16 protein-coding genes, 1 other RNA gene and 1 pseudogene are annotated in these 18,757 nt (G+C 71.5%); 9 read left to right on the forward strand and 9 right to left on the reverse strand.

The annotated features are described in order from the left end of the window. The first annotated feature begins 76 nt into the window (after nt 1-76). The 3 genes from AB0F04_RS10050 to AB0F04_RS10060 are packed head-to-tail and all read left to right on the forward strand — an operon-like array spanning nt 77 to nt 5,278. Nucleotides 77-1,894 carry a DUF4357 domain-containing protein gene (locus AB0F04_RS10050; RefSeq protein WP_362039692.1) on the forward strand — a complete coding sequence of 606 codons (1,818 nt, stop codon included), beginning with the start codon at nt 77-79 and terminating at the stop codon, nt 1,892-1,894. Beyond that, nucleotides 1,891-3,102, forward strand: coding sequence for a restriction endonuclease (locus AB0F04_RS10055; protein ID WP_362039695.1), 1,212 nt, complete (start codon nt 1,891-1,893; stop codon nt 3,100-3,102). Before AB0F04_RS10050 ends, AB0F04_RS10055 begins: the two co-directional genes overlap by 4 nt. 40 nt (nt 3,103-3,142) lie before the next feature. Further along, nucleotides 3,143-5,278: a UvrD-helicase domain-containing protein gene (locus AB0F04_RS10060; RefSeq protein ID WP_362039697.1), complete on the forward strand. Its 2,136-nt coding sequence runs from the start codon at nt 3,143-3,145 to the stop codon at nt 5,276-5,278. Between the two features lie 31 nt (nt 5,279-5,309). On the opposite strand, the gene AB0F04_RS10065 is transcribed toward AB0F04_RS10060, so the two are convergent. From AB0F04_RS10065 to AB0F04_RS10085, 5 genes and pseudogenes are all read right to left on the reverse strand, one after another. Next, the gene (locus AB0F04_RS10065; protein ID WP_362039699.1) at nt 5,310-6,971 is read right to left on the reverse strand and encodes an N-6 DNA methylase; all 1,662 of its coding nucleotides are present in this window, start codon (nt 6,969-6,971) and stop codon (nt 5,310-5,312) included. A 186-nt stretch (nt 6,972-7,157) separates the two neighbouring features. Beyond that, an RNA gene (rnpB, locus tag AB0F04_RS10070) (RNase P RNA component class A) lies at nt 7,158-7,562 on the reverse strand. Nucleotides 7,563-7,677: 115 nt separating this feature from the next. Further along, nucleotides 7,678-8,457: pseudogene (locus tag AB0F04_RS10075) on the reverse strand (EamA family transporter); the annotation flags it as partial. A 19-nt stretch (nt 8,458-8,476) separates the two neighbouring features. Continuing rightward, complete coding sequence (locus AB0F04_RS10080; protein WP_362039808.1) at nt 8,477-9,325, reverse strand: AraC family transcriptional regulator; 849 nt, start codon at nt 9,323-9,325, stop codon at nt 8,477-8,479. A 43-nt stretch (nt 9,326-9,368) separates the two neighbouring features. Further along, nucleotides 9,369-9,932, reverse strand: coding sequence for a Uma2 family endonuclease (locus AB0F04_RS10085; RefSeq protein ID WP_362039701.1), 564 nt, complete (start codon nt 9,930-9,932; stop codon nt 9,369-9,371). A 134-nt stretch (nt 9,933-10,066) separates the two neighbouring features. On the opposite strand from AB0F04_RS10085, the gene AB0F04_RS10090 reads away from it, so the two are divergent. From AB0F04_RS10090 to eda, 4 genes are all read left to right on the forward strand, one after another. Beyond that, nucleotides 10,067-10,849 carry a MerR family transcriptional regulator gene (locus tag AB0F04_RS10090; protein ID WP_362039703.1) on the forward strand — a complete coding sequence of 261 codons (783 nt, stop codon included), beginning with the start codon at nt 10,067-10,069 and terminating at the stop codon, nt 10,847-10,849. Beyond that, complete coding sequence (locus tag AB0F04_RS10095) at nt 10,846-11,424, forward strand: hypothetical protein (RefSeq protein ID WP_362039705.1); 579 nt, start codon at nt 10,846-10,848, stop codon at nt 11,422-11,424. Before AB0F04_RS10090 ends, AB0F04_RS10095 begins: the two co-directional genes overlap by 4 nt. A gap of 45 nt (nt 11,425-11,469) precedes the next feature. Next, complete coding sequence (yaaA, locus tag AB0F04_RS10100) at nt 11,470-12,252, forward strand: peroxide stress protein YaaA (RefSeq protein WP_362039706.1); 783 nt, start codon at nt 11,470-11,472, stop codon at nt 12,250-12,252. A gap of 62 nt (nt 12,253-12,314) precedes the next feature. Then, nucleotides 12,315-12,965: a bifunctional 4-hydroxy-2-oxoglutarate aldolase/2-dehydro-3-deoxy-phosphogluconate aldolase gene (eda, locus tag AB0F04_RS10105; protein WP_362039707.1), complete on the forward strand. Its 651-nt coding sequence runs from the start codon at nt 12,315-12,317 to the stop codon at nt 12,963-12,965. Here the strand turns inward: eda and AB0F04_RS10110 are convergent. From AB0F04_RS10110 to AB0F04_RS10120, 3 genes are read right to left on the reverse strand one after another with little or no spacing between them, the layout of a single operon-like run. Continuing rightward, nucleotides 12,940-14,352 (reverse strand): bifunctional RNase H/acid phosphatase, encoded by a 1,413-nt coding sequence (locus tag AB0F04_RS10110; RefSeq protein ID WP_362039709.1) that lies wholly within the window; start codon nt 14,350-14,352, stop codon nt 12,940-12,942. The genes eda and AB0F04_RS10110 overlap by 26 nt on opposite strands. A 20-nt stretch (nt 14,353-14,372) precedes the next feature. Beyond that, nucleotides 14,373-15,116, reverse strand: coding sequence for a C4-type zinc ribbon domain-containing protein (locus AB0F04_RS10115; RefSeq protein ID WP_362039810.1), 744 nt, complete (start codon nt 15,114-15,116; stop codon nt 14,373-14,375). Further along, on the reverse strand, nt 15,113-15,967 hold the full coding sequence (locus tag AB0F04_RS10120; protein ID WP_362039711.1) for a Nif3-like dinuclear metal center hexameric protein: 855 nt from the start codon (nt 15,965-15,967) through the stop codon (nt 15,113-15,115). The genes AB0F04_RS10115 and AB0F04_RS10120 overlap by 4 nt, the downstream gene beginning before the upstream one ends. 197 nt (nt 15,968-16,164) lie before the next feature. Here AB0F04_RS10120 and AB0F04_RS10125 point away from each other — a divergent pair, with 197 nt between their 5' ends. Both AB0F04_RS10125 and AB0F04_RS10130 read left to right on the forward strand, forming a co-directional pair. Then, entirely contained in the window at nt 16,165-17,511 is a 1,347-nt protein-coding gene (locus AB0F04_RS10125) for a hypothetical protein (RefSeq protein WP_362039712.1), read from the forward strand. A gap of 49 nt (nt 17,512-17,560) precedes the next feature. Continuing rightward, complete coding sequence (locus AB0F04_RS10130; protein WP_362039715.1) at nt 17,561-17,728, forward strand: hypothetical protein; 168 nt, start codon at nt 17,561-17,563, stop codon at nt 17,726-17,728. 80 nt (nt 17,729-17,808) lie between these two features. Here AB0F04_RS10130 and AB0F04_RS10135 read toward each other — a convergent pair whose 3' ends face one another. Beyond that, nucleotides 17,809-18,750, reverse strand: coding sequence for a 3-oxoacyl-ACP reductase (locus AB0F04_RS10135; RefSeq protein WP_362039717.1), 942 nt, complete (start codon nt 18,748-18,750; stop codon nt 17,809-17,811). Nucleotides 18,751-18,757 lie beyond the last annotated feature (7 nt).

Here is an 18,757-nt window from a genome sequence, read left to right on the forward strand (position 1 = left end):
TGGATCTCTTGCAGGCCTGTCAGTGCCGACCCGTACGCTGCAATCAAGATCGCACCAGCTGTGCAAGGGGGAACCCATGGCCGACGACGACCCGCAGTACCCGGAGTTCCGGCTCCGGCTGCCCAACGGCGGCCCCGAGGCCCGGGGACGGCTGCTGACCGAGAAGGGGACGAACGGGAGCCAGAAGTTCATCGTCCTGGCCGGTTCTCCCGGCCGGTCCGAGGTGGTGCCGTCGTTCCCCGTGCGCATGCCGTCGTCGTACCGGCTGAGGCAACGGTTGATCGCTGACGACATCTTCGTGGACTCGGAAACCTGGCCCGGCTGGATGGAGCTCATTGAAGACGTCGAGTGCAACTCGCCGTCTGCCGCCGCCGAGATCCTGGTCGGTCGCAGTGCCAACGGCTGGCTGGAGTGGAAGACGGACGACGGCCATCCGCTCTCCGACTATCTCGACCAGGTGTGGTGGGGGCCCAACCGGGCCTGGTTGGTGCGCGGGTCCAATGTCTCCGGCCTCGACCTCGTCCGGCGTCTGTGGCTGCCCGAGGGGTTGGTGACCCTGCAAGCACGTCACCTGCGCCAAGGTGTCGAGCAGGGCGTCAGCAAAGACCGTCTGCGCACGGCCGTCGAGGAGGACTACGCCTCCACCGCGACGTACAACCAGAAGGTGCAGCTGGTCGAGGAACTGCACATGTTCCTCTCCCGGATGAGGCCCGGCGACACCATGTGCACCATCTCGGGCGGTCGTCTGTACGTCGGCAAGATCACGGGCGACGCCGAGCAGCTCGCCTCCGAGGACGGCCGGTCGGATCTACGCCGACCGGTGGACTGGGCGGACGACGGGCACGCGTACGAGGGCCTGCCCGAGGCGCTCCAGCAGAAGCTCTCCGCGCAGCATGACGTCGTCGACCTGACCGCGGTGAAGGATCTTATCGACGGCCTGGGGATAAGCGACGAGGATCTGATCGAGGAAGCCGAGGCCGCCGACCGGGACCCCAGCGTGGAGATCCCCGCGCTCACCGCCCGGCGTGAGCTGGAGCTGCCCGAGCCTACGGTCGAGTTGGCCGCGGAGCTCCTCGTGCACGACACCGACTGGTTGCGTGAGGTGCGTGACCTACTGTGGGACGAACGGCAGTTGGTGCTGTACGGCCCGCCCGGTACCGGCAAGACGTATCTCGCCCTGAAGCTCGCCGAGTTCCTCGGCGGCGGGCCCGAACAGGTCAAGCTCGTGCAGTTCCATCCGTCGTACGCGTACGAGGACTTCTTCGAGGGCTTCCGGCCGCAGGAGGATCCGCAGACCCGCGAGGTCGCCTTCCGACTCACCGCCGGTCCGCTGCGCGAACTCGCCGATCTGGCCTCCCGCGAGGGCAACCGGCACATCCCGCACTTCCTGATCATCGACGAGATCAACCGAGCCAACCTGGCCAAGGTCTTCGGCGAGTTGTACTTCCTGCTGGAGTACCGCAACAAGTCGGTCCGGCTGACGTACTCCGGCGACGACTTCGCCCTGCCGCCCAATCTCTTCGTGATCGGCACGATGAACACCGCCGACCGGTCGATCGCCCTCGTCGACGCGGCGATGCGCCGCCGCTTCGCCTTCGTCGAACTGTCCCCGCGCACCGAGCCGACCAGCGGACTGCTGCGCCGCTGGCTCACCCGCGAGGGCCACGACCCCGAGCCGGCCGACCTGCTCGACGCGCTCAACTCCCGTATCGATGACGCCGACTTCCGCATCGGGCCCTCGTATCTGATGAAGCGGGGCGTCTATCGGGAGGGCGGCCTCGAACGAACCTGGCGGACCAAGATCCTGCCGCTGCTGGAGGAGTACCACTACGGGGAAGGTGTGGACGTCGAGAAGCGGTACGGGCTCGCCACCCTGCGGGAGTCGTCGAGGTGACCCGTGCCGTCGAACTCGTCGAGCACGCGGCGGCCGTGGGCGTCGCCCTGCCGGACGCGGTCGGACGAGCACTGGCGGCCGGGGACATCGTGGACGCGGCTCCTGATCCGTATGTCCCGGGGCACTGGTCCCTGCGGGCCGGCAGCAAGGTCGGGGCGGTAGCGGTCGCGGTGCCGGGGAACGACGAGCCGATCACTGTCCGCGTCACTCCCAAGGTCCCCATCGCCCGCCTGTTCTTCCTCCTTGGATACAGCCTCGACCCGAAGGGCGGCCGGCGGGACGGGGACGTCGATGTCACCGGGCACCGCGATCTGCTGCCCGCGCTCGCCCACGCCGTGGAGCGGCAGATCGACCGCGCCCTGCGGCAGGGCCTCCTCCAGGGGTATCGGGCGACCGAGGAGACGTCCCTGGTCGTCCGGGGCCGCATCCGGGAAGCAGAGCAGATTCGGCGTCGGTTCGGTGCGACGCTGCCGGTGGAGGTGGAGTACGACGAGTTCACCACCGACATCGCGGAGAACCGCCTGCTGCGGGCCGCCGTGGAGCGCCTCCTGCGGCTGCCCGGCGTGCCCCACGACGTGCGTCGCGGGCTGCTCCACCAGCGTGCCCGCCTGGCCGAGGTCACGGTGATCGTGCGCGGTCAGCCGCTGCCCGCCTGGCAGCCGAGTCGGCTCAACTCGCGCTACCAGCACGCCTTGCGTCTCGCCCGGATCGTCCTGGAGAACGCCTCCGTCGAGCACGCCCCCGGTGAACTTCGCGTCGAGGGCTTTCTGTTCGACATGAACAAGCTCTTCGAGGACTTCGTGACGGTGGCACTGCGCGAGGCGTGCCGGGCCCTCGGGCACTCGGCGCGGCTCCAGGATCCGCATCACCTCGACGAGGCGTCCGCGATCCGCATGAAGCCCGACTTCGTGCTCTACGGGCCGCACGGCACCCCGTGCGCCGTCGTGGACGCCAAGTACAAGGCCGAGAAGCGGGACGGTTTCCCGGACGCCGACCTCTACCAGATGCTCGCCTACTGCACCGCCCTGGGCCTGCCCGAAGGCCACCTGGTGTACGCCAAGGGCAACGCGCCACACGCGGCCCACGTGGTCCGGCACACGGGCATCGTCATCCACCAGCACGCCCTCGACCTCGACCAGGAGCCCTCCGGGCTGCTCTCGGACGTGGTGAAGGTGGCCGGCCGGCTGGTGAACACCCCACGCGTATGATCGACTGCGGAGTGTCCGTTCAGGGTGGGGAGTGCGCCTCGTGCCGCAGCTCGCGTTCGCCAACAGCTTCTGGGAGAGCTACGACGTCCTGGAGCGGCCCGTCAAAGCCGGTGTGCGCAAGGCGATGCAGAAATTCCAGCAGCTCACCGTGCCCGAACTGCACGCGGACAAGGGGCTGCACCTGGAGTCCGTGGACAAGGCGCGCGACCCGCGCATGCGGACCATCCGCATCAACGACTTCTGGCGCGGCGTCGTCCTCGCCCCCGACGACGGCAGTGACGTCTTCCTGCTCGTCAACGTCGTCCCGCACGACGACGCCTACACCTGGGCCGCGAAGCGGCTGTACACCACGAACTCCGCGACCCGGGCGCTGGAGGTCCGCAACGTCACGGCGATCGAGCAGCTGACCCCGGCCCTGGAGAAGGCCGCCGCGGCCGCCGACACGCTGCTCTTCGCGACGTACTCGGACACGGTCCTGCGCGAACTCGGCATCGACGAGCAGGTGCTCAGGGCCGTGCGGACCATCGTCGACAAGGCGCAGCTGCGGGCCTTCGAGACGCTGCTGCCGGAGGACCAGTGCGAGGTGCTGCAGTACCTCGCCGAGGGCTTCAGTCCCGAAGACGTCTACCGGGACGTGGTCGCCGTCCGGCGGCCCGTCGACGCGGGGCCCGACCCGGACGAGAGCCTCGCTGTCGTCATCGCCAACACCACGAGCCGCATCACCCTGGTCACCGGCCCGGAGGAACTCGCCGACATCCTGGAGAAGCCGTTCACGGCCTGGCGGGTGTTCCTGCACCCCTCCCAGCGTCGCGTCGCCTACCGGACGTCGTACGGCGGCCCCGTGCAGGTCACCGGCGGCCCGGGCACCGGCAAGACGGTCGCGGCGCTGCACCGGGTCAAGCACCTGCTCACCCGCTCCCCGGACACCCGTGTGCTGCTCACCACGTTCACCAACGCGCTGGCCGCGTCGCTGCGGGAGAACCTGGCCGTCCTCCTGGACGACGACGAGTCGCTGCTCACCCGCGTCGAGGTGACCACGGTCAACGCCTACGCACATGGCATCGTGACCCGCTTCGATGGCCGGGTGCCCTCCCCGATCGGCGACCGGGAGGAGAGGCAGGTGTGGCAGCGGGTCGTCAAAAAGCTCGGCCTGCCCTGGACGGAGCAGTTCCTGGCGCAGGAGTACCGTCACGTCGTCCTCGCCCAGGATCTGCGCACCCTGGACGACTACCGGGCGACCTCCCGGCGCGGTCGCGGCAGCGCACTGTCAGCGACCAGACGGGAGCAGCTGTGGCCCGCCGTCGAGCTGTTCGAGTCCATGCTGCGCGACCAGAAAGCCACCACCCACCTCAAGGTGTGCGCCCGCGCGGCCGAGCTCCTGGCCGCTTCCGCACCCACGCACGACCATGTCGTCGTCGACGAGGCGCAGGATCTGCATCCGGCCCAGTGGCGCGTCCTGCGCGGCGCGGTGCCGGCCCGCAGCGACGACCTGTTCATCACCGGCGACCCGCACCAACGGATCTACGACTCGAAGGTCTCCCTCGGTTCGCTCGGCATCTCGGTGACCGGGCGCACCCACCGCCTGCGCGTCAACTACCGCAGCACGGAGGAGATCCTCGTCTGGTCGACGGGCCTCCTCAGCCCGGTGTCGGTCGACGACTTGGGCGGCGAGGGCAGCGACACCCTGGCGGGTTACCGGTCGCTCCTGCACGGCCGTAGACCGCACGTGGACGGGTACGGCTCGGAGCAGGCCGAGGTCGCGGCGCTGGTCGAGCGCGTCGAAGGCTGGATCGCTCAGGGCATACGTCCGTCGGAGATCGGCGTCTGCGCCCGCTTCAACGTCCTGCTCGACAAGGCGTACGACAAGCTGGCCGCGGCCCGGGTGCCGGTGGTGCGGGTCAGGGACAATCCGGGGCCGGGAACAGGCGGCGTACGGCTGGCCACGATGCACGCCATGAAGGGGCTGGAGTTCCGCTGTGTCGCCGTCCTCGGAGTCACGGCTAGCGCGCTGCCGTTCGCCCGCGAAGTGACACCGGCGTCCGTGGACGCGTTGCAGCACGCCTCCGACCTGCTCCGGGAGCGGTGTCTGCTGTTCGTGGCGTGCACGCGGGCGCGGGAGGCGTTGGCAGTGTCGTGGAGCGGATCGGCCAGTCCGTTCATTCCGCAGGCGAGGTGACTTACAGCTCCTCCTCGTAGTGTGGCTGCCGTCAATCTCTCGGCGCGAGAGCCCCGTTGCCGAGGCCGTCCCTTGCCAGCGCCGATGCCTGCTTGCCGAGTTCGGTCACCCTCCGCACCCGCTCCTCGAACTCCTGCAGTGCGCGGAACGCGGCTCCGTATCGACGCTGCTCAGCGATGTCCATCTGCGGAATGCGAGCGCCCTTGCCGTCGAGTCGGTAGGTGCCGCTGGTGCTGGTGGATCTACGGGTGTTCGCCGCGCTGCGCAGAAAACCCTGGAGGTAGTCGGTGTCGAGTTGTTCGCTCACCGATACCGGCTCCGGATCGCCGTACTCGACCAGCCCTGCACGCGCGAGGTCGGCGACACTGACGGACGGCCCTTCCAGAGCGCTGGCGCCGTCAACTCCCATCAAGGACGGCAGCAGGTCAGCCAGCAGACTCACCTGTTCGGCCAACTCCTGCCGCAGCGCCCGGTACTCGGTCGCGTAGTCGCGGTGGGACTCCCCGACGTGACGGCCGGGAGTCAGATCCACATCCTCGTCGAGGAGTCCGATCAGCGGCACGTGCACCGTCTGGTCGGGCGATGGCTCCAACGGGCCGTCGGGATCGTTCGCCGTCAGGTCGACCATGCGCACCCCGGCGACGGCATCTTCCGGGGATTGCGGGCGACGCACCTGCCAGAGGTGCACGGGGAGCGCGTGCGACACAGCGCTTCCCGGTGGGAGGGCGATGACGTCCGTGAGGATGCCGCGCCGCACGAGATCCGCCCTGATACGGCGACCGGCCTTGCGGTAGGCGACCGAGGCAGGCATGACCATGAGGACGCGCCCACCCGGCGCGGTGTGTGCGTAAGCGTGCTGCAGCCAGGCGAGTTCACCTTCGGCACGGGACGGTGTGCCGAGTTCCCACCGAGGGTCGAGAAGCAGGTCCTCCCGGCCCCAGTCCGTGGCACCGACAGGCGGATCACAAACGACGAGATCCGCCTTGAGATCGGGCCAGTGGTCGTCGCGCATGGAATCCCCGGTGCGGATGTCGATACCGGTGCGCCCTGTGAGCTCCGCTCGCAGCTGTGCAAATCGAGCACTGCGGGTGTCGACCTCCTGACCACACCGCTGAGGGCCGGCCTCGGGTCCGACAGCCAACAGCAGCGTTCCGATTCCACAAGCCGGATCGAACAGGGTCGTATCGCTGGGTACCTCTCCGGCGAAGTGCCTCACCGCCCGGACAATGCGCGGTGAGGTGACCTGGTCGGACCCGGCCCGGCGCACCGAGTCGGTGAAGCGCTCGGTAAGCGCGCTCACCACGTCGCCGGGTGATTCACCGTCGCCGAGCTGCCGCGCCAGTCGAACGGCGTCGGTCGGCAGACCTTCCGGAGACTCGCCCTCGGCACCGGCGAACAGCTGGGCCACATCGGCGAGCCCGCCGATCATGTCGTCACCGTAGGCCGCTCGCAGGGCCTGCCACAGCTGGACCTCGACCGAGACGTCCTGGCCCTTGCGCTGCTTGTCCAGCCACACCTGTACGGCGGCCAGGTCGAACAACGGACTGTTCGCACCGCCACCCGCGGGAGCGGGGAAATCCTCGTACCTACGCCTCCAGTTCGAGACCGCGGCACGCGTGACGCCTGCGAGCCGAGCGATCTCAGAGCCGGTGACAAGAGGTCCGCCGACTTGCGGGGCGGGATGGTCTACCATGTGCGTCACCGTACACGGGCGCCATTACTCCATCAATGACCGAGTATGTTGACGTCGTACACGCACCTCGCTGACGGCAAGCATCCGGGCACGAGATTCGCGCCACCCAGCGGCCCGAGCCGCTACCCCTCAACAAAAGGAAAGAGGGGGTTCCGAGGAGCACCCGATGGCCAAAACCCTCAGCGGCAGACGAGCCGAGCTGTACGCCGGGTTCTGTACCCCGGGACCTCGCGGTCGTCGGGGCGACGGCCATCCATCTAGGACCGGCGTTGCCACCGGCCTCGTGCGGTCTACCCGCGAACTCGGGCGGGCAGCCCTCGATCGTCCGCGCAGAGACACCGAGGTGTCTCCTCTTGACCTTGCTCCGGGTGGGGTTTACCTAGCTGCCTGAGTCACCTCAGGCACTGGTGGTCTCTTACACCACCGTTTCACCCTTACCGAGGACCGAGGTCCCCGGCGGTCTGCTTTCTGTGGCACTGTCCCGCGGGTCACCCCGGGTGGCCGTTAGCCACCACCCTGCCCTGTGGAGCCCGGACGTTCCTCGGGAAGCTCCCCGTCAGGGGGACTCCACGCGGCCGTCCGCCCGGCTCGTCTGCCGTGTCGACCATGGTACCCGGCGGACGACGCGCTTCGGCGCCGCGGCCGTGGCCAGGACCGAGCCCGTCAGGATCAGGGTGAAGGCGACACCGATGCCGAGGGTCAGCTCCTCGTCCAGAAGCAGGGCGCCCGCGGCGACCGCCACCGCCGGGTTGACGTACGTGATCACCCCGGCCCGGGTCGGGCCGACCTCCTTGATCAGCTCCAGGAACGCCACGAACGCGATCGCGGTGCAGACCACGCCCAGGCCGGCGAGGGCTGCCAGGACCTCACCCGAGGGCATCGTCGCGGGCCTGGTCAGGAAGGCCGCGGGGGCGTAGACGACGGCGGCCAGCGTGAGGCACGGGGTGATCAGCTGGAGCGTCGGGACGTCCTTGAGGTAGCGGGCCGCTATCAGCGGGGCCGTGGCGTAGCCGACGACCGTCACCAGCACCTCGGCCATCGAAAGGGCGTCGCCCCCGGTGAGGTGCGGCAGGGTCAGGACGGTGACACCCGCGAGGCCGAGGGCCAGGCCCGCGACGCGGCGGGTGCCCACCCGCTCCGCCGCGCCGAAGAAGCGGGCCAGCACGAGGGCGACGATCGGCACGCCCGCGATGAGGAGCCCGGCGGTGGAGCTGGACAGGTGGCGTTCCGCGTCGGTCAGCGTCCACCAGGGGCCGACGATCTCGATGACGGCGAAGGCCAGCATCGGCTTCCAGTGGACCCGCACGGTACGGCCGAAGCCGCCCTGGCGCAGGGCGAAGGGGAGCAGGAGTGCGGCGCCGAGGGCGCAGCGCGCGAACACCACCATGGAGGGGGACAGCTCGTCCACCGCCACCTTGATCATCAGGTAGGGGACGCCCCAGACGACTCCCATCAGGGAGAACAGGAACCAGCCGCGTGCAGTCATGCGACGAGTGTCGGGCCTGTCACCCCACGGTGTCTTGAACGCTGTTGCGGTACGCCGCGACGTGAACGCTGCTGCGGTACGCCGCCGGGGTCACCCCCAGCACCCTGCGGAACCAGCGGGTGAGGTGCGCCTGGTCGGCGAAGCCGACGAGGCCGGCGACCTCGGCGGGGCGCAGTCCGGCTTCCAGGAGGCCGCGGGCCCTGGCCACCCGGTGCTGGGCGAGCCAGGCGTACGGCGGTACCCCCATCGTCGTGCGGAAGGCGCGGAGCAGTTGGTAGCGGGACAGACCCAGGTCCGTGGCGAGGGCAGCCAGGGACGGGGGGTCCAGCAGTTCGTCCGCGAGGCGGTCGCGTACGGTCCTGGCGATGCCCACCGCCCCGGGCACGGTGTCGTCGGTCGCCCGGGCCGTGGAGTGGCGGCGGGCCAGGGCCGTGAGCAGCCAGGGCAGCCGGGACTCCGCTTCCAGCGGGTCCGGGCAGGCGCTGATGTCGGTGTGGGCGGCGCGCAGGGCCACCGCCAGTTCCGGATCGTGGAGGACGGCGTCGCGGAAGTGCGGGAGGCCGCCGAGGGTGCCGTCGGTGAGGAGGCCCGGTTCGGCGTAAAGGGCCTGGTAGGCATAGCCGTCGCAGGCGGCCGGTCCTCCGGTGTGCATCTCGCCCGGCTCCAGGACGACGATCGAGCCGGGGTAGGAGTGGATGTGCCCGCCCCTGTACGCGATGACCTCGGAGCCGCCGACGGTGACGCCGATGGTGAACTCGTCGTGGGCGTGGGGCGCGTAGACGTGCTGGTCGAAGTGGGCGGTGAGGAGGTCCAGGGGCGGGCCGGCGCGGCCGAGTCGCGCCCTGGTCCAGCTGGCCTGTTCTCGGATCTGCGCTTGTGTGCTCACCTCGTACCCCCCGGCTCACAGGGGATCAGAGGAAGTCCGTGGTGTCCAGGTCGAAGGCGAAGGGGTCCGGGAGAGTGAGAGATCTGCCGAAGGCCGCGGTGCGGGACCGGAGGTAGTCGCCGTCCGGCTCGGTGAACAGCGTCGTCGAGGAAGTGCCGCGGTCGACGAGCAGGTAGAAGGGGATGCCGCCGCGGGCGTAACAACGCCGCTTGGCAACTCTGTCGATCTTCGGCCTGGTGAACGTCACCTCCAGCACCATGGTGACCCCCTCGCAGGGCATCCAAGGGGGAGCACCCCGAAAGGCCCTTGCCTCCTGGGCGACGATCGTGCCGTCGGGGATCACGTGATCCACGGGATGACCGTGCGCAGCGCCCAGTCGCAGGCCCTTGTTTCCCGAACACAGGACGTCGAGCTGCGAGCGCCGGTGGAGCTGTCTGACGATCCGGCTGATGCAGTGCTCGTGGTGACCGTCCGGCTGTGGAGTGAGGACGAACTCGCCCTCGATCAACTCGGCGCGGAAGCCCTCCGGAGTGTCCAGGTCGAGGAACCAGTCCAGAAGTAGCTTCTGCGTGTACGGGTCCAGGTCCATGAGGTTGACGCTCCTTTGCCGCGGTCACCGGCAAGACTGAGACCTGACCCGGATGACCTGGGCGGGAACAGGGAGCAGTTCCACCGATCGTGGTCACTTGACCCTGCCGCGACGTCAACGTCTTCACTGGTCGCATGCGGATCGGAGAACTCGCCGGCGTCGTCGGCGTCACCACTCGGGCCGTGCGGCACTACCACCATCTGGGGCTGCTGCCGGAGCCCGAGCGGCGGGCCAACGGGTATCGGGAGTACGGGTTGCGGCACGCCGTCGTGCTGGCGCGGATCCGGCGGCTGACCGAGCTGGGTCTTGGGCTCGCGGAGGTGCGGGACGTGCTCGCGGACGAGGCCGGCAAGGACCTCGTCGAGGTGCTGACCGAGCTGGACGAGGATCTGGCGCGGCAGGAGGAGGCCCTGCGGGAGCGGCGGGCGCGGTTGCGGGTGCTGCTGGAGGCGGAGGGCGGGGTGCCGGCGGAGGGGCCGGTGTCGCCGGAGCTGGCCGCGCTGTTCGCCCGGGCCGCGCATCTGTCCGACTCGCCCATGGCCGTCAAGGACCGCGAGATCATCGCGTTCCTGGAGACCGCCGTGCCGGAGGGGGAACGGGAGCGGCTGGTGTCGTCGGTGGGTGAGGCGCTGGGCGGTCCGGAGGCCATGGCGCGGGCCGGTGAGGCCTACGCGCTGCTCGACGCGCTCGCCTCTGCCGAGCCCGCCGACCCGCGCGTCGACGAGGCGGCCCGGGCCCTCGCCGACTGCATTCCGCCGACGCTGTTCCCGGGGATCGGTGAGACCGGTGAGATCGGTGAGATCGGTGAGATCGACCAGCACGACAGCGTGCTGCGCGCGTTCTACGACGACCTCGCCCCGGCCCAGGCGGAGGCCGTCCGCCGTGCGCTGCGGTTCCTCTCCGAGGAGCGGCGATGAGGGTGGGGTGGTTGCTGATCCGGCACGAGGCGCGGCTGCTGGCGAGTCTCGCCCTGTGGGTGGCGCGGCGTACGCACGGGACGGGCCGCGGAACGGCCTTCGGGTACTCGCGGGGGCAGGGCGCGATGACGGCCGGGCTCGCGTTCGTGTGCGTCGTCGAGACGGTCGCGTTGTCCGTGCTGCTGAGGGACCGGCCCGTCGTGCACGCCGTGTTCCTCTTCCTGGACGTGTACTCGATCGTGTTCGTCGTCGCGCTGCACGCCTCGTCCGTCGTCCGTCCGCATGTACTGAACGGGGCCGCCGGCACCCTGCGGATACGGCGGTACGTCCACGTCGATCTGTGCGTTCCGCTGGAGCGGATCACCTCGGTGCGGCGGGAACTGCGGATGACGCACGAGCGGGCCGAGGGTGAGCTGGCCGTGGAGGTCGGCTCGCAGACCACCGTCACGCTCGAACTGGCGGAACCGGTCACGCACGTCGGCTTCCTCGGGCGGCGCCGGGAGGTGCGGGTCGTCCGTTTCCACGCCGACGACCCCGAGGGGCTCGTGCGCGCCCTCGGCCGGGCCCGCGTCTGAGCTCCCCGTACGCTGGCGGGCGGAGTTCGATCGAAGGAGTACCCCGTGCTTGTCCTGCTGCCGCCGTCCGAAGGCAAGGCCTCTTCCGGCCGCGGTGCCCCGCTGAAGCCGGAGTCCCTGGCGCTGCCGGGGCTGACCGCCGCCCGGGAGGCCGTTCTCACCGAGCTGGTCGAGCTGTGCGCCGGCGACGAGGACAAGGCACGCGAGGTGCTGGGGCTGAGCGAGGGGCTGCGGGGCGAGGTCGCCAAGAACGCGGAGCTGCGGACCGCGGGCACCCGGCCGGCCGGGGAGATCTACACCGGCGTGCTCTACGACGCCCTCGGCCTGGCGTCGCTGGACACGGCCGCCAAGCGGCGGGCCGCGCGGTCGCTGCTCGTGTTCTCCGGGCTGTGGGGTGCCGTGCGGGTGACGGACCGGATCCCGTCCTACCGCTGCTCGATGGGTGTGAAGCTGCCGGGACTCGGGGCGCTGGGCGCGCACTGGCGTACGCCGATGGCGTCGGTGCTGCCCGAGGTGGCCGGGGGCGGGCTGGTGCTGGATCTGCGGTCCGCCGCGTACGCCGCCGCGTGGAAGCCGAAGGGTGAGGTCGCCGGGCGTACGGCGTCCGTGCGGGTGCTGCACGCTCCCACCCGGAAGGTGGTCAGTCACTTCAACAAGGCGACCAAGGGGCGGATCGTGCGCGGTCTGCTGACCTCCGGGGCCGATCCGAAGGGCCCGGCCGAGTTGGTGGAGGCGCTCCGGGATCTCGGCTACGTCGTGGAGGCGCAGGCGCCCAAGAAGTCGGGGCAGGCTTGGTCGCTGGATGTGCTGGTGGACGAGGTGCACTAGCTCGCGTTGCACTGAATGCAATGACCTTTGCGCAGTCTGCACTCCGAATGCAGGATGACGCCATGGTCTCCTCTCCCCTGCCCGCTTCCGTGCTGGGCCTCGCCCCCGTCGTCCCCGTTGTCGTCATCGAGGACGTCGGCGACGCCGTGCCGATGGCACGGGCGCTGGTGGCGGGCGGGCTGCCCGCGATCGAGGTGACGTTGCGGACGCCCGCGGCCCTGGAGGCGATCGGGCGGATCGCCCGGGAGGTTCCCGGGGCGGTGGTCGGGGCGGGGACGGTGATCCGGCCGGGGCAGGTCGCGGAGGCGGTGGCCGCGGGTTCCCGGTTCCTGGTCAGCCCGGGCTGGACGGACGTGCTGCTGGAGGCGATGCGGGCGTCGGGGGTGCCGTTCCTGCCGGGGGTGTCGACCGCGTCCGAGGTGGTGGCGCTGCTGGAGCGCGGGGTGCGGGAGATGAAGTTCTTCCCGGCACAGGCCGCGGGCGGTACGGCGTATCTCAGGTCGTTGTCGGGGCCGCTGCCGCAGGCGCGGTTCTGCCCGACGGGCGGGATCGGCCCGGACTCCGCGCCGGACTATCTGGCCCTGCCCAACGTCGGGTGCGTGGGCGGCAGCTGGATGCTGCCGGCGGACGCGGTCGCCGCCCGCGACTGGGGGCGCGTCGAGGCGCTGGCCCGGGAGGCGGCGGCGCTCAGCGCAGGTGGGACGTGTCGTTGAGGAGGCGGACGCTGGCGTTGCCGTCCGCGTAGTAGGCGACCACCGACAGGGAGGCGGCCGACAGTTCCATGCGGAACAGGGACTCCGGCGGGGCGCCCAGGGCGAGCCGGACGAGCGTCTTGATCGGGGTCACGTGCGTGACGAGCAGGACCGTGCGGCCCGCGTGGGCGGCGACCAGCTTGTCGCGGGTGGCGGCGAGCCGGGTGGCCGTCGCCGCGAAGCTCTCGCCGCCGCCGGTGGGTTCGGCGTCCGGGGAGGCCAGCCAGGCGTTCAGGTCCTCGGGGTGGCGCTCGCGCACCTCGGCGAAGGTGAGGCCTTCCCAGGCGCCGAAGTCGGTCTCGCGCAGTCCCTCGTCGATGCTCACGTCGAGCCCGAGCCGGGCCGCGACGATCCCGGCGGTCTCCCGGGTGCGGGCGAGCGGCGACGACACGACGGCCTGGATGGTGCCCCGCCGCGCCAGCATCGCGGCGGCCCGCTCGGCCTGTTCCCGGCCGGTGTCGGAGAGGGAGGGGTCCGTGCCGCCGCTGCCGGAGAACCTCTTCTGGGGCGTCAGCGGGGTCTCGCCGTGGCGCAGCAGCACGAAGGTGGCGGGGGCGCCCATGTCGGCGGGCGCCCAGCCGGGTGCGGCCACGGCCTTTGCGGCTCGGGTGTCGGTTTCGGCCTTTGCGGCTCGGGTGTCGGTTTCGGCCTTTGCGGCTCGGGCGTCGGCATCGGCTTCGGCACGCGCATCGGCGTCCCCCGTCGCCGAGCCGGCAGAAGCTCCGGCCGGGGCGCCCCGGCCGGGTCCCGTCGACGCCCTCATGGCATCACGGTCCACGTCGGCCCCTGCGGCCGACGCGCGGCCCTGCGCCAAAGCTCCACGCACCCGCGCCGCACCCGCCGCCGCGTCACCGGGCGGCTCCGGCGGGACAACACCCCCGGCACCCCCGGCAGCCGCGTCCAGCTCCGCCGTCGAGTCGCCCTCCGACCACCGCTCGCCCCTGGCTCCCGCGTCCATCGCCTCGTTGGCCAGCCGGTCGGCGTGCTTGTTCTGCTCCCTCGGCATCCACTCGTAGGTGACCCGCCCGGGCGGGAAGACCCGGGCCGCCTGCGCGGCCAGGGGCTTCATGTCGGGGTGCTTGATCTTCCAGCGGCCCGACATCTGCTCGATGACGAGCTTGGAGTCCATCCGGACGTGGACCGTCGCCTCGGGGTCCAGCGCGTGGGCGGCGCGCAGGCCGGCGAGGAGGCCGCGGTACTCGGCGACGTTGTTCGTGGCGACGCCGATGTACTCGGCGGTCTCGCGCAGGGTCTGCCCGCTCGCCGCGTCGCTGACCACGGCCCCGTAGCCGGCCGGCCCCGGATTGCCCCGCGACCCGCCGTCGGCCTCGACGATGAACTCCCGCACCGGATGGGCTCCCTGAAGGCCTAGAGGCCGGACTCGGACGTGCGCACCAGGATGCGGCGGCAGTTCTCGCAGCGGACCACCGTGTCGGGCGCCGCCTTGCGGATCTCGGCCAGCTCGGTGATGGCGAGCTCCTGCCGGCAGCCCTGGCAGCTGCGCGCGTACAGCTTCGCCGCGCCGATGCCGCCCTGCTGCCCGCGCAGCTTGTCGTAGAGCTTCAGCAGGTCGGCCGGGATCGAGCCGGCGACGACCTCGCGCTCCTTGGTGATCGTGGCGACCTCGCCGTCGATCTCCTCGAAGGCGGCGTCGCGGCGCGCGGTCGCGTCGTCGATCTTCGACTGGACGGAGGTGACGCGCTCGGTCAGCTCGGCGACGCGCTCCTGCGCGGACTCCCGGCGCTCCATGACCTCCAGCACCACGTCCTCCAGATCGCCCTGCCGCTTGGCGAGGGAGGCGATCTCGCGCTGGAGGTTCTCCAGGTCCTTGGGGGAGGTGACGGCGCCCGAGTCGAGGCGCTGCTGGTCGCGGGTGGCGCGCTGGCGCACCTGGTCCACGTCCTGCTCGGCCTTGGTCTGCTCGCGGGCGGTGTCGCTCTCCTCGGTCTGCGCGGCCACGAGCAGGTCGCGCAGCTGGGTGTGGTCCTTGGTCAGCGACTCGATCTCGGCGTGCTCGGGCAGCGACTTGCGCTTGTGCGCGAGCTGCTGGAGGCGGACGTCGAGGTCCTGGACGTCGAGGAGACGGATCTGGTCGGCGGGCGCGGCGTTCAGTTCGGGGCTCCAAGGGGATCAGAAGGGGGCGAGGCCGCGTGCGCGGTCCAGGGGTCGGTGACCGTCTTGGAGACGTGGACGCGCAGGTCCCATCCGTGCCGGTCGGAGATCTCGTCGAGCTGGCTCGCGGCCAGCTCGCACCAGGGCCACTCGGTGGCCCAGTGCGCGGCGTCGAGCAGCGCGAGGGGGCTTTGGGCGACGGCTTCGGACGCCGGATGGTGGCGCAGGTCTGCCGTGAGGAAGGCGTCGACCCCGGCCGCGCGGACGTGGTCGAAGAGGCTGTCGCCGGAGCCGCCGCTGACGGCGACCGTGCGCACGAGCGCCTCGGGGTCGCCGGCGACGCGGATGCCCTGCGCGGTGGCGGGCAGCCGCTCGGCGGCGCGGGCGGCGAACTCGCGGACGGTCACCGGGTGGTCCAGCGCGCAGAGGCGGCCGAGGCCCCGGCGGCCCTCGGGGTCGGTGGGGTCGGGCACGAGCGGCCCGGTGATCCGCAGGTCCAGCGCGCCGGCGAGGGCGTCGGAGACGCCCGGGTCGGCGGTGTCGGCGTTGGTGTGGGCGACGTGCAGCGCGATGTCGTTCTTGATGAGGGTGTGGACGACACGGCCCTTGAAGTGCGTCGCCGCGACCGTCGTCGTGCCGCGCAGGTAGAGCGGGTGGTGGGTGACGAGCAGGTCGGCGCCCAGCTTCACCGCCTCGTCGACGATCTCCTGGACCGGGTCGACGGCGAACAGGACGCGGGTGACCTCCTGGTCGGGGTCGCCCGCGACGGTGCCGACCGCGTCCCAGGACTCGGCCCGCTCGGCGGGCCACAGGGTCTCCAGCGCGGCGATGACTTCTGACAGACGGGGCACGGGAGCAAGGCTACCCGCCTGATCTGTGGCGTTGCACCGCCACCGCCCGCTCCCGGTACCCGTCGCCCCGCTCAGCACAATCGCCCCCTTTCCCTCAGGCGAATCGTTCCTGGAACACCCTTATGTGTGAAGCCCGCTGGAGCGGAATTCCACGTTCGTGCGGGCGAACTACCTTCGTCACTGGAGGTGACCGAGCGATGACGGTCTGTGCGATCGAGCCTTCGGCGGGATACGAGGACGGTGACGAGGACGGAGGCGGGGGCGGCCGCGGGCACGGGTCCGTACCGGCCGGCTGCACATTCACCGCGGACGGCGCCTACGGTGCGCGTCTCGCGTCGGCCGGCGGCTCCTGGTTCCCGGAGCGCTGGACCCTGGACGGCCCGGAGCCGTACGCGGTGCCTCTGCCGCGCAACCAGCCGGAGGAGCCCGGCACCGAGGTGCAGCCGATGGCCGACGGGCGGGTGCTGATCCACCGGGTGGTGGCGGGGCGGCACGCCTTCTCACTGCTGTACCCGACCGGCCCGGGCACCGGTGAGCTGCCCCTGGGCGCGGTCGGCTGCCCGGACCCGGCCGCCCGGCTGCGGCTGCTGCCGCCCGCCCCGGGCGGTGAACGGGCCTACGCCCTCGCCGTCGGGCCGCGTACGACGTCGGTGTGGCTGGTGGCGGGCGGTGCCTTCGGGCCCGAGCGGCTGGCGGAGCTGCCCGGCCGTTGCTCGGGCGGGGTCTGGCTGGACCGGTCGGCACGGCTGCTGGCGCTGGACCGGGAGACCGAGGGCCGCACCAAGGCCGTCGTGGTGGACCTGGAGTGCGGCGGTGAGGTGTCGCCGCTGCTGCAGATCGCCGACGACAGCGACGACCGGGTGCTGCTCGCCGACCACGACAGCGGGCTGCTGATCGTCCGCTCGGACGCGCCCTCGCCGGGGCAGGACCGGCTGGGCTGGGGTGTCCTCGGCAGCACGCTGCCGGTGCGCTTCCCGGAGTGCCTGCGTGTACGGGACTGCTCCGTCACACCGTTCGCGATCCAGCCGGGGCAGGTGCTGACGCCGGAGAGCTGTGCGGTGGCGTTGCGGGTGGACGGGCCGGCGGGCAGCTGGGTCGGGGTCTGGCGTCCGGCCGAGCGGCGGCTGCACCATCTCCGGGCGCCCGAGGGGTGGTTGACGGGTGCGGGCCTGTGGACGCCGGAAGGGGTGCTGCGGCTGCCGTACGCGACGGCGGCCGTGCCGTGCGGGGTCGCGCAGGTGAGTCCGCCGCCCGTCGCCGAGCCGGAGCCGGGGGCCGCGCCGGCGCCGCGGCCGGAACAGTCGCCGCCGTCGCCGCCGCAGCCGACGGCCGTGCCTCCGGGACACCCGGGCCGGCTCGCGGCACCGGGCGAGCCCCGCCCCCAGCCCGAGCCCCAGGGCCCGGCCGCAGCCGGGGCCGCCCCGCCTCCGGCGCCCTCGGCCGCCCGTCCTGTGCCCCTTCGGGAAGCGCCGTTGGGACGCCTTGTAACGAACCAGTGCCGGTTGGCGTGCCCGCCTGGATCCGAGGTCAGGGGTGCCGGTTAGACTCACCCGGCTGTAAAAAAGATCATGTTGACGGGGTGAATTCCATCCGATGAGCGACGCCAGCACGAACCAGACGAGTGATGCCGACGTCCAGCAGCCTTCCTCCGGCCCCGGCCGGCACCGTGGTGAAGTCTCCACGCAGGACGGCCGGACGGCTCCGCGCGGACGTCACCGCAAGCCGGTGACGGAGACCGAGCAGGCCGTGACCGCGGTCTGACGGCGCGCCGGTCACCCAACGGCGAACGGCCCTTCCCGCCACAAGCGGGGAGGGCCGTTCCGTGTCCGTCACACCTGCCTTCACCCGCGTTTCAGACCCAGTACCTCCGTCGCGGCGAACGTCTCCCCCGCCGGCCGGTCCGCGTAGTACGGGCCGAGGACGGCCTCCAGTTCCTCGTACGTGAAGGTGTCCTGCTTGCTGTCGAACCGGGCGGCGACCCGCGGCCGTTCGACGACGGCGACCATCCCGCCGTGCACCACGAGGAGCTGCCCGTTGACGTGGGCGGCGGCGGGCGAGGCCAGATAGCCGACGAGCGGGGCGACGTGCTCGGGGGCGAGCGGGTCGAGGCCGGTGCCGGACGGCTGCTCGATGCCCGCGAAGACGTCCTCGGTCATCCGGGTGCGGGCGCGCGGGCAGATGGCGTTGGCCGTGACGCCGTACTTGCCGAGGGCGAGGGCGGTGGAGGTGGTGAGGCCGACGATCCCGCCCTTGGCGGCGGCGTAGTTGGGCTGGCCGGCGGAACCGGCGAGGAACGCCTCCGAGGAAGTGTTGACGATCCGCCCGAACACCGGCCCCCGGGCCCGCTTGGACCGCTCCCGCCAGTGCGCGGCGGCGAACCGGGTGGTGTTGAAGTGGCCCTTGAGGTGGACGCCGAGGACGGAGTCCCACTCCTCCTCGGTCATCGAGAAGACCATGCGGTCGCGCAGGATGCCCGCGTTGTTGACGAGGACGTCCAGCTTGCCGTAGGCGGTGACGGCCGCCTCGACGAGCGCGCGGGCCTGTGCGAAGTCGGAGACGTCGCCGGTGTGCGCGAGGGCGCTCCCGCCCGCCGCGCGGATCTCGGCGGCCACCTCCTCGGCAGGGCCCGCGGACGCCTCGCCCGAACCGTCGCGGCCCGGCTGCCCGTAGTCGTTGACGACCACGGCGGCACCGAGCCGGGCGAGTTCCAGCGCCTCGGCCCGGCCGAGCCCGCGGCCGGCGCCCGTGACGACCGCGGACAGCCCTTCCAGTGGCAGTGACATGGGTGGG

This window comes from Streptomyces sp. NPDC029041, assembly GCF_040637515.1.
Classification (GTDB): domain Bacteria; phylum Actinomycetota; class Actinomycetes; order Streptomycetales; family Streptomycetaceae; genus Streptomyces.

Excerpts from the sequence above, each read along its gene's own strand:
- AB0F04_RS10050 (WP_362039692.1), top strand. The coding sequence starts at position 77 with ATGGCCGACGACGACCCGCAGTACCCGGAGTTCCGGCTCCGGCTGCCC.
- AB0F04_RS10065 (WP_362039699.1), bottom strand. The coding sequence starts at position 6,971 with ATGGTAGACCATCCCGCCCCGCAAGTCGGCGGACCTCTTGTCACCGGC.
- AB0F04_RS10085 (WP_362039701.1), bottom strand. The coding sequence starts at position 9,932 with ATGGACCTGGACCCGTACACGCAGAAGCTACTTCTGGACTGGTTCCTC.
- AB0F04_RS10090 (WP_362039703.1), top strand. The coding sequence starts at position 10,067 with ATGCGGATCGGAGAACTCGCCGGCGTCGTCGGCGTCACCACTCGGGCC.
- AB0F04_RS10095 (WP_362039705.1), top strand. The coding sequence starts at position 10,846 with ATGAGGGTGGGGTGGTTGCTGATCCGGCACGAGGCGCGGCTGCTGGCG.
- eda (WP_362039707.1), top strand. The coding sequence starts at position 12,315 with ATGGTCTCCTCTCCCCTGCCCGCTTCCGTGCTGGGCCTCGCCCCCGTC.
- AB0F04_RS10125 (WP_362039712.1), top strand. The coding sequence starts at position 16,165 with ATGACGGTCTGTGCGATCGAGCCTTCGGCGGGATACGAGGACGGTGAC.
- AB0F04_RS10130 (WP_362039715.1), top strand. The coding sequence starts at position 17,561 with ATGAGCGACGCCAGCACGAACCAGACGAGTGATGCCGACGTCCAGCAG.
- AB0F04_RS10135 (WP_362039717.1), bottom strand. The coding sequence starts at position 18,750 with ATGTCACTGCCACTGGAAGGGCTGTCCGCGGTCGTCACGGGCGCCGGC.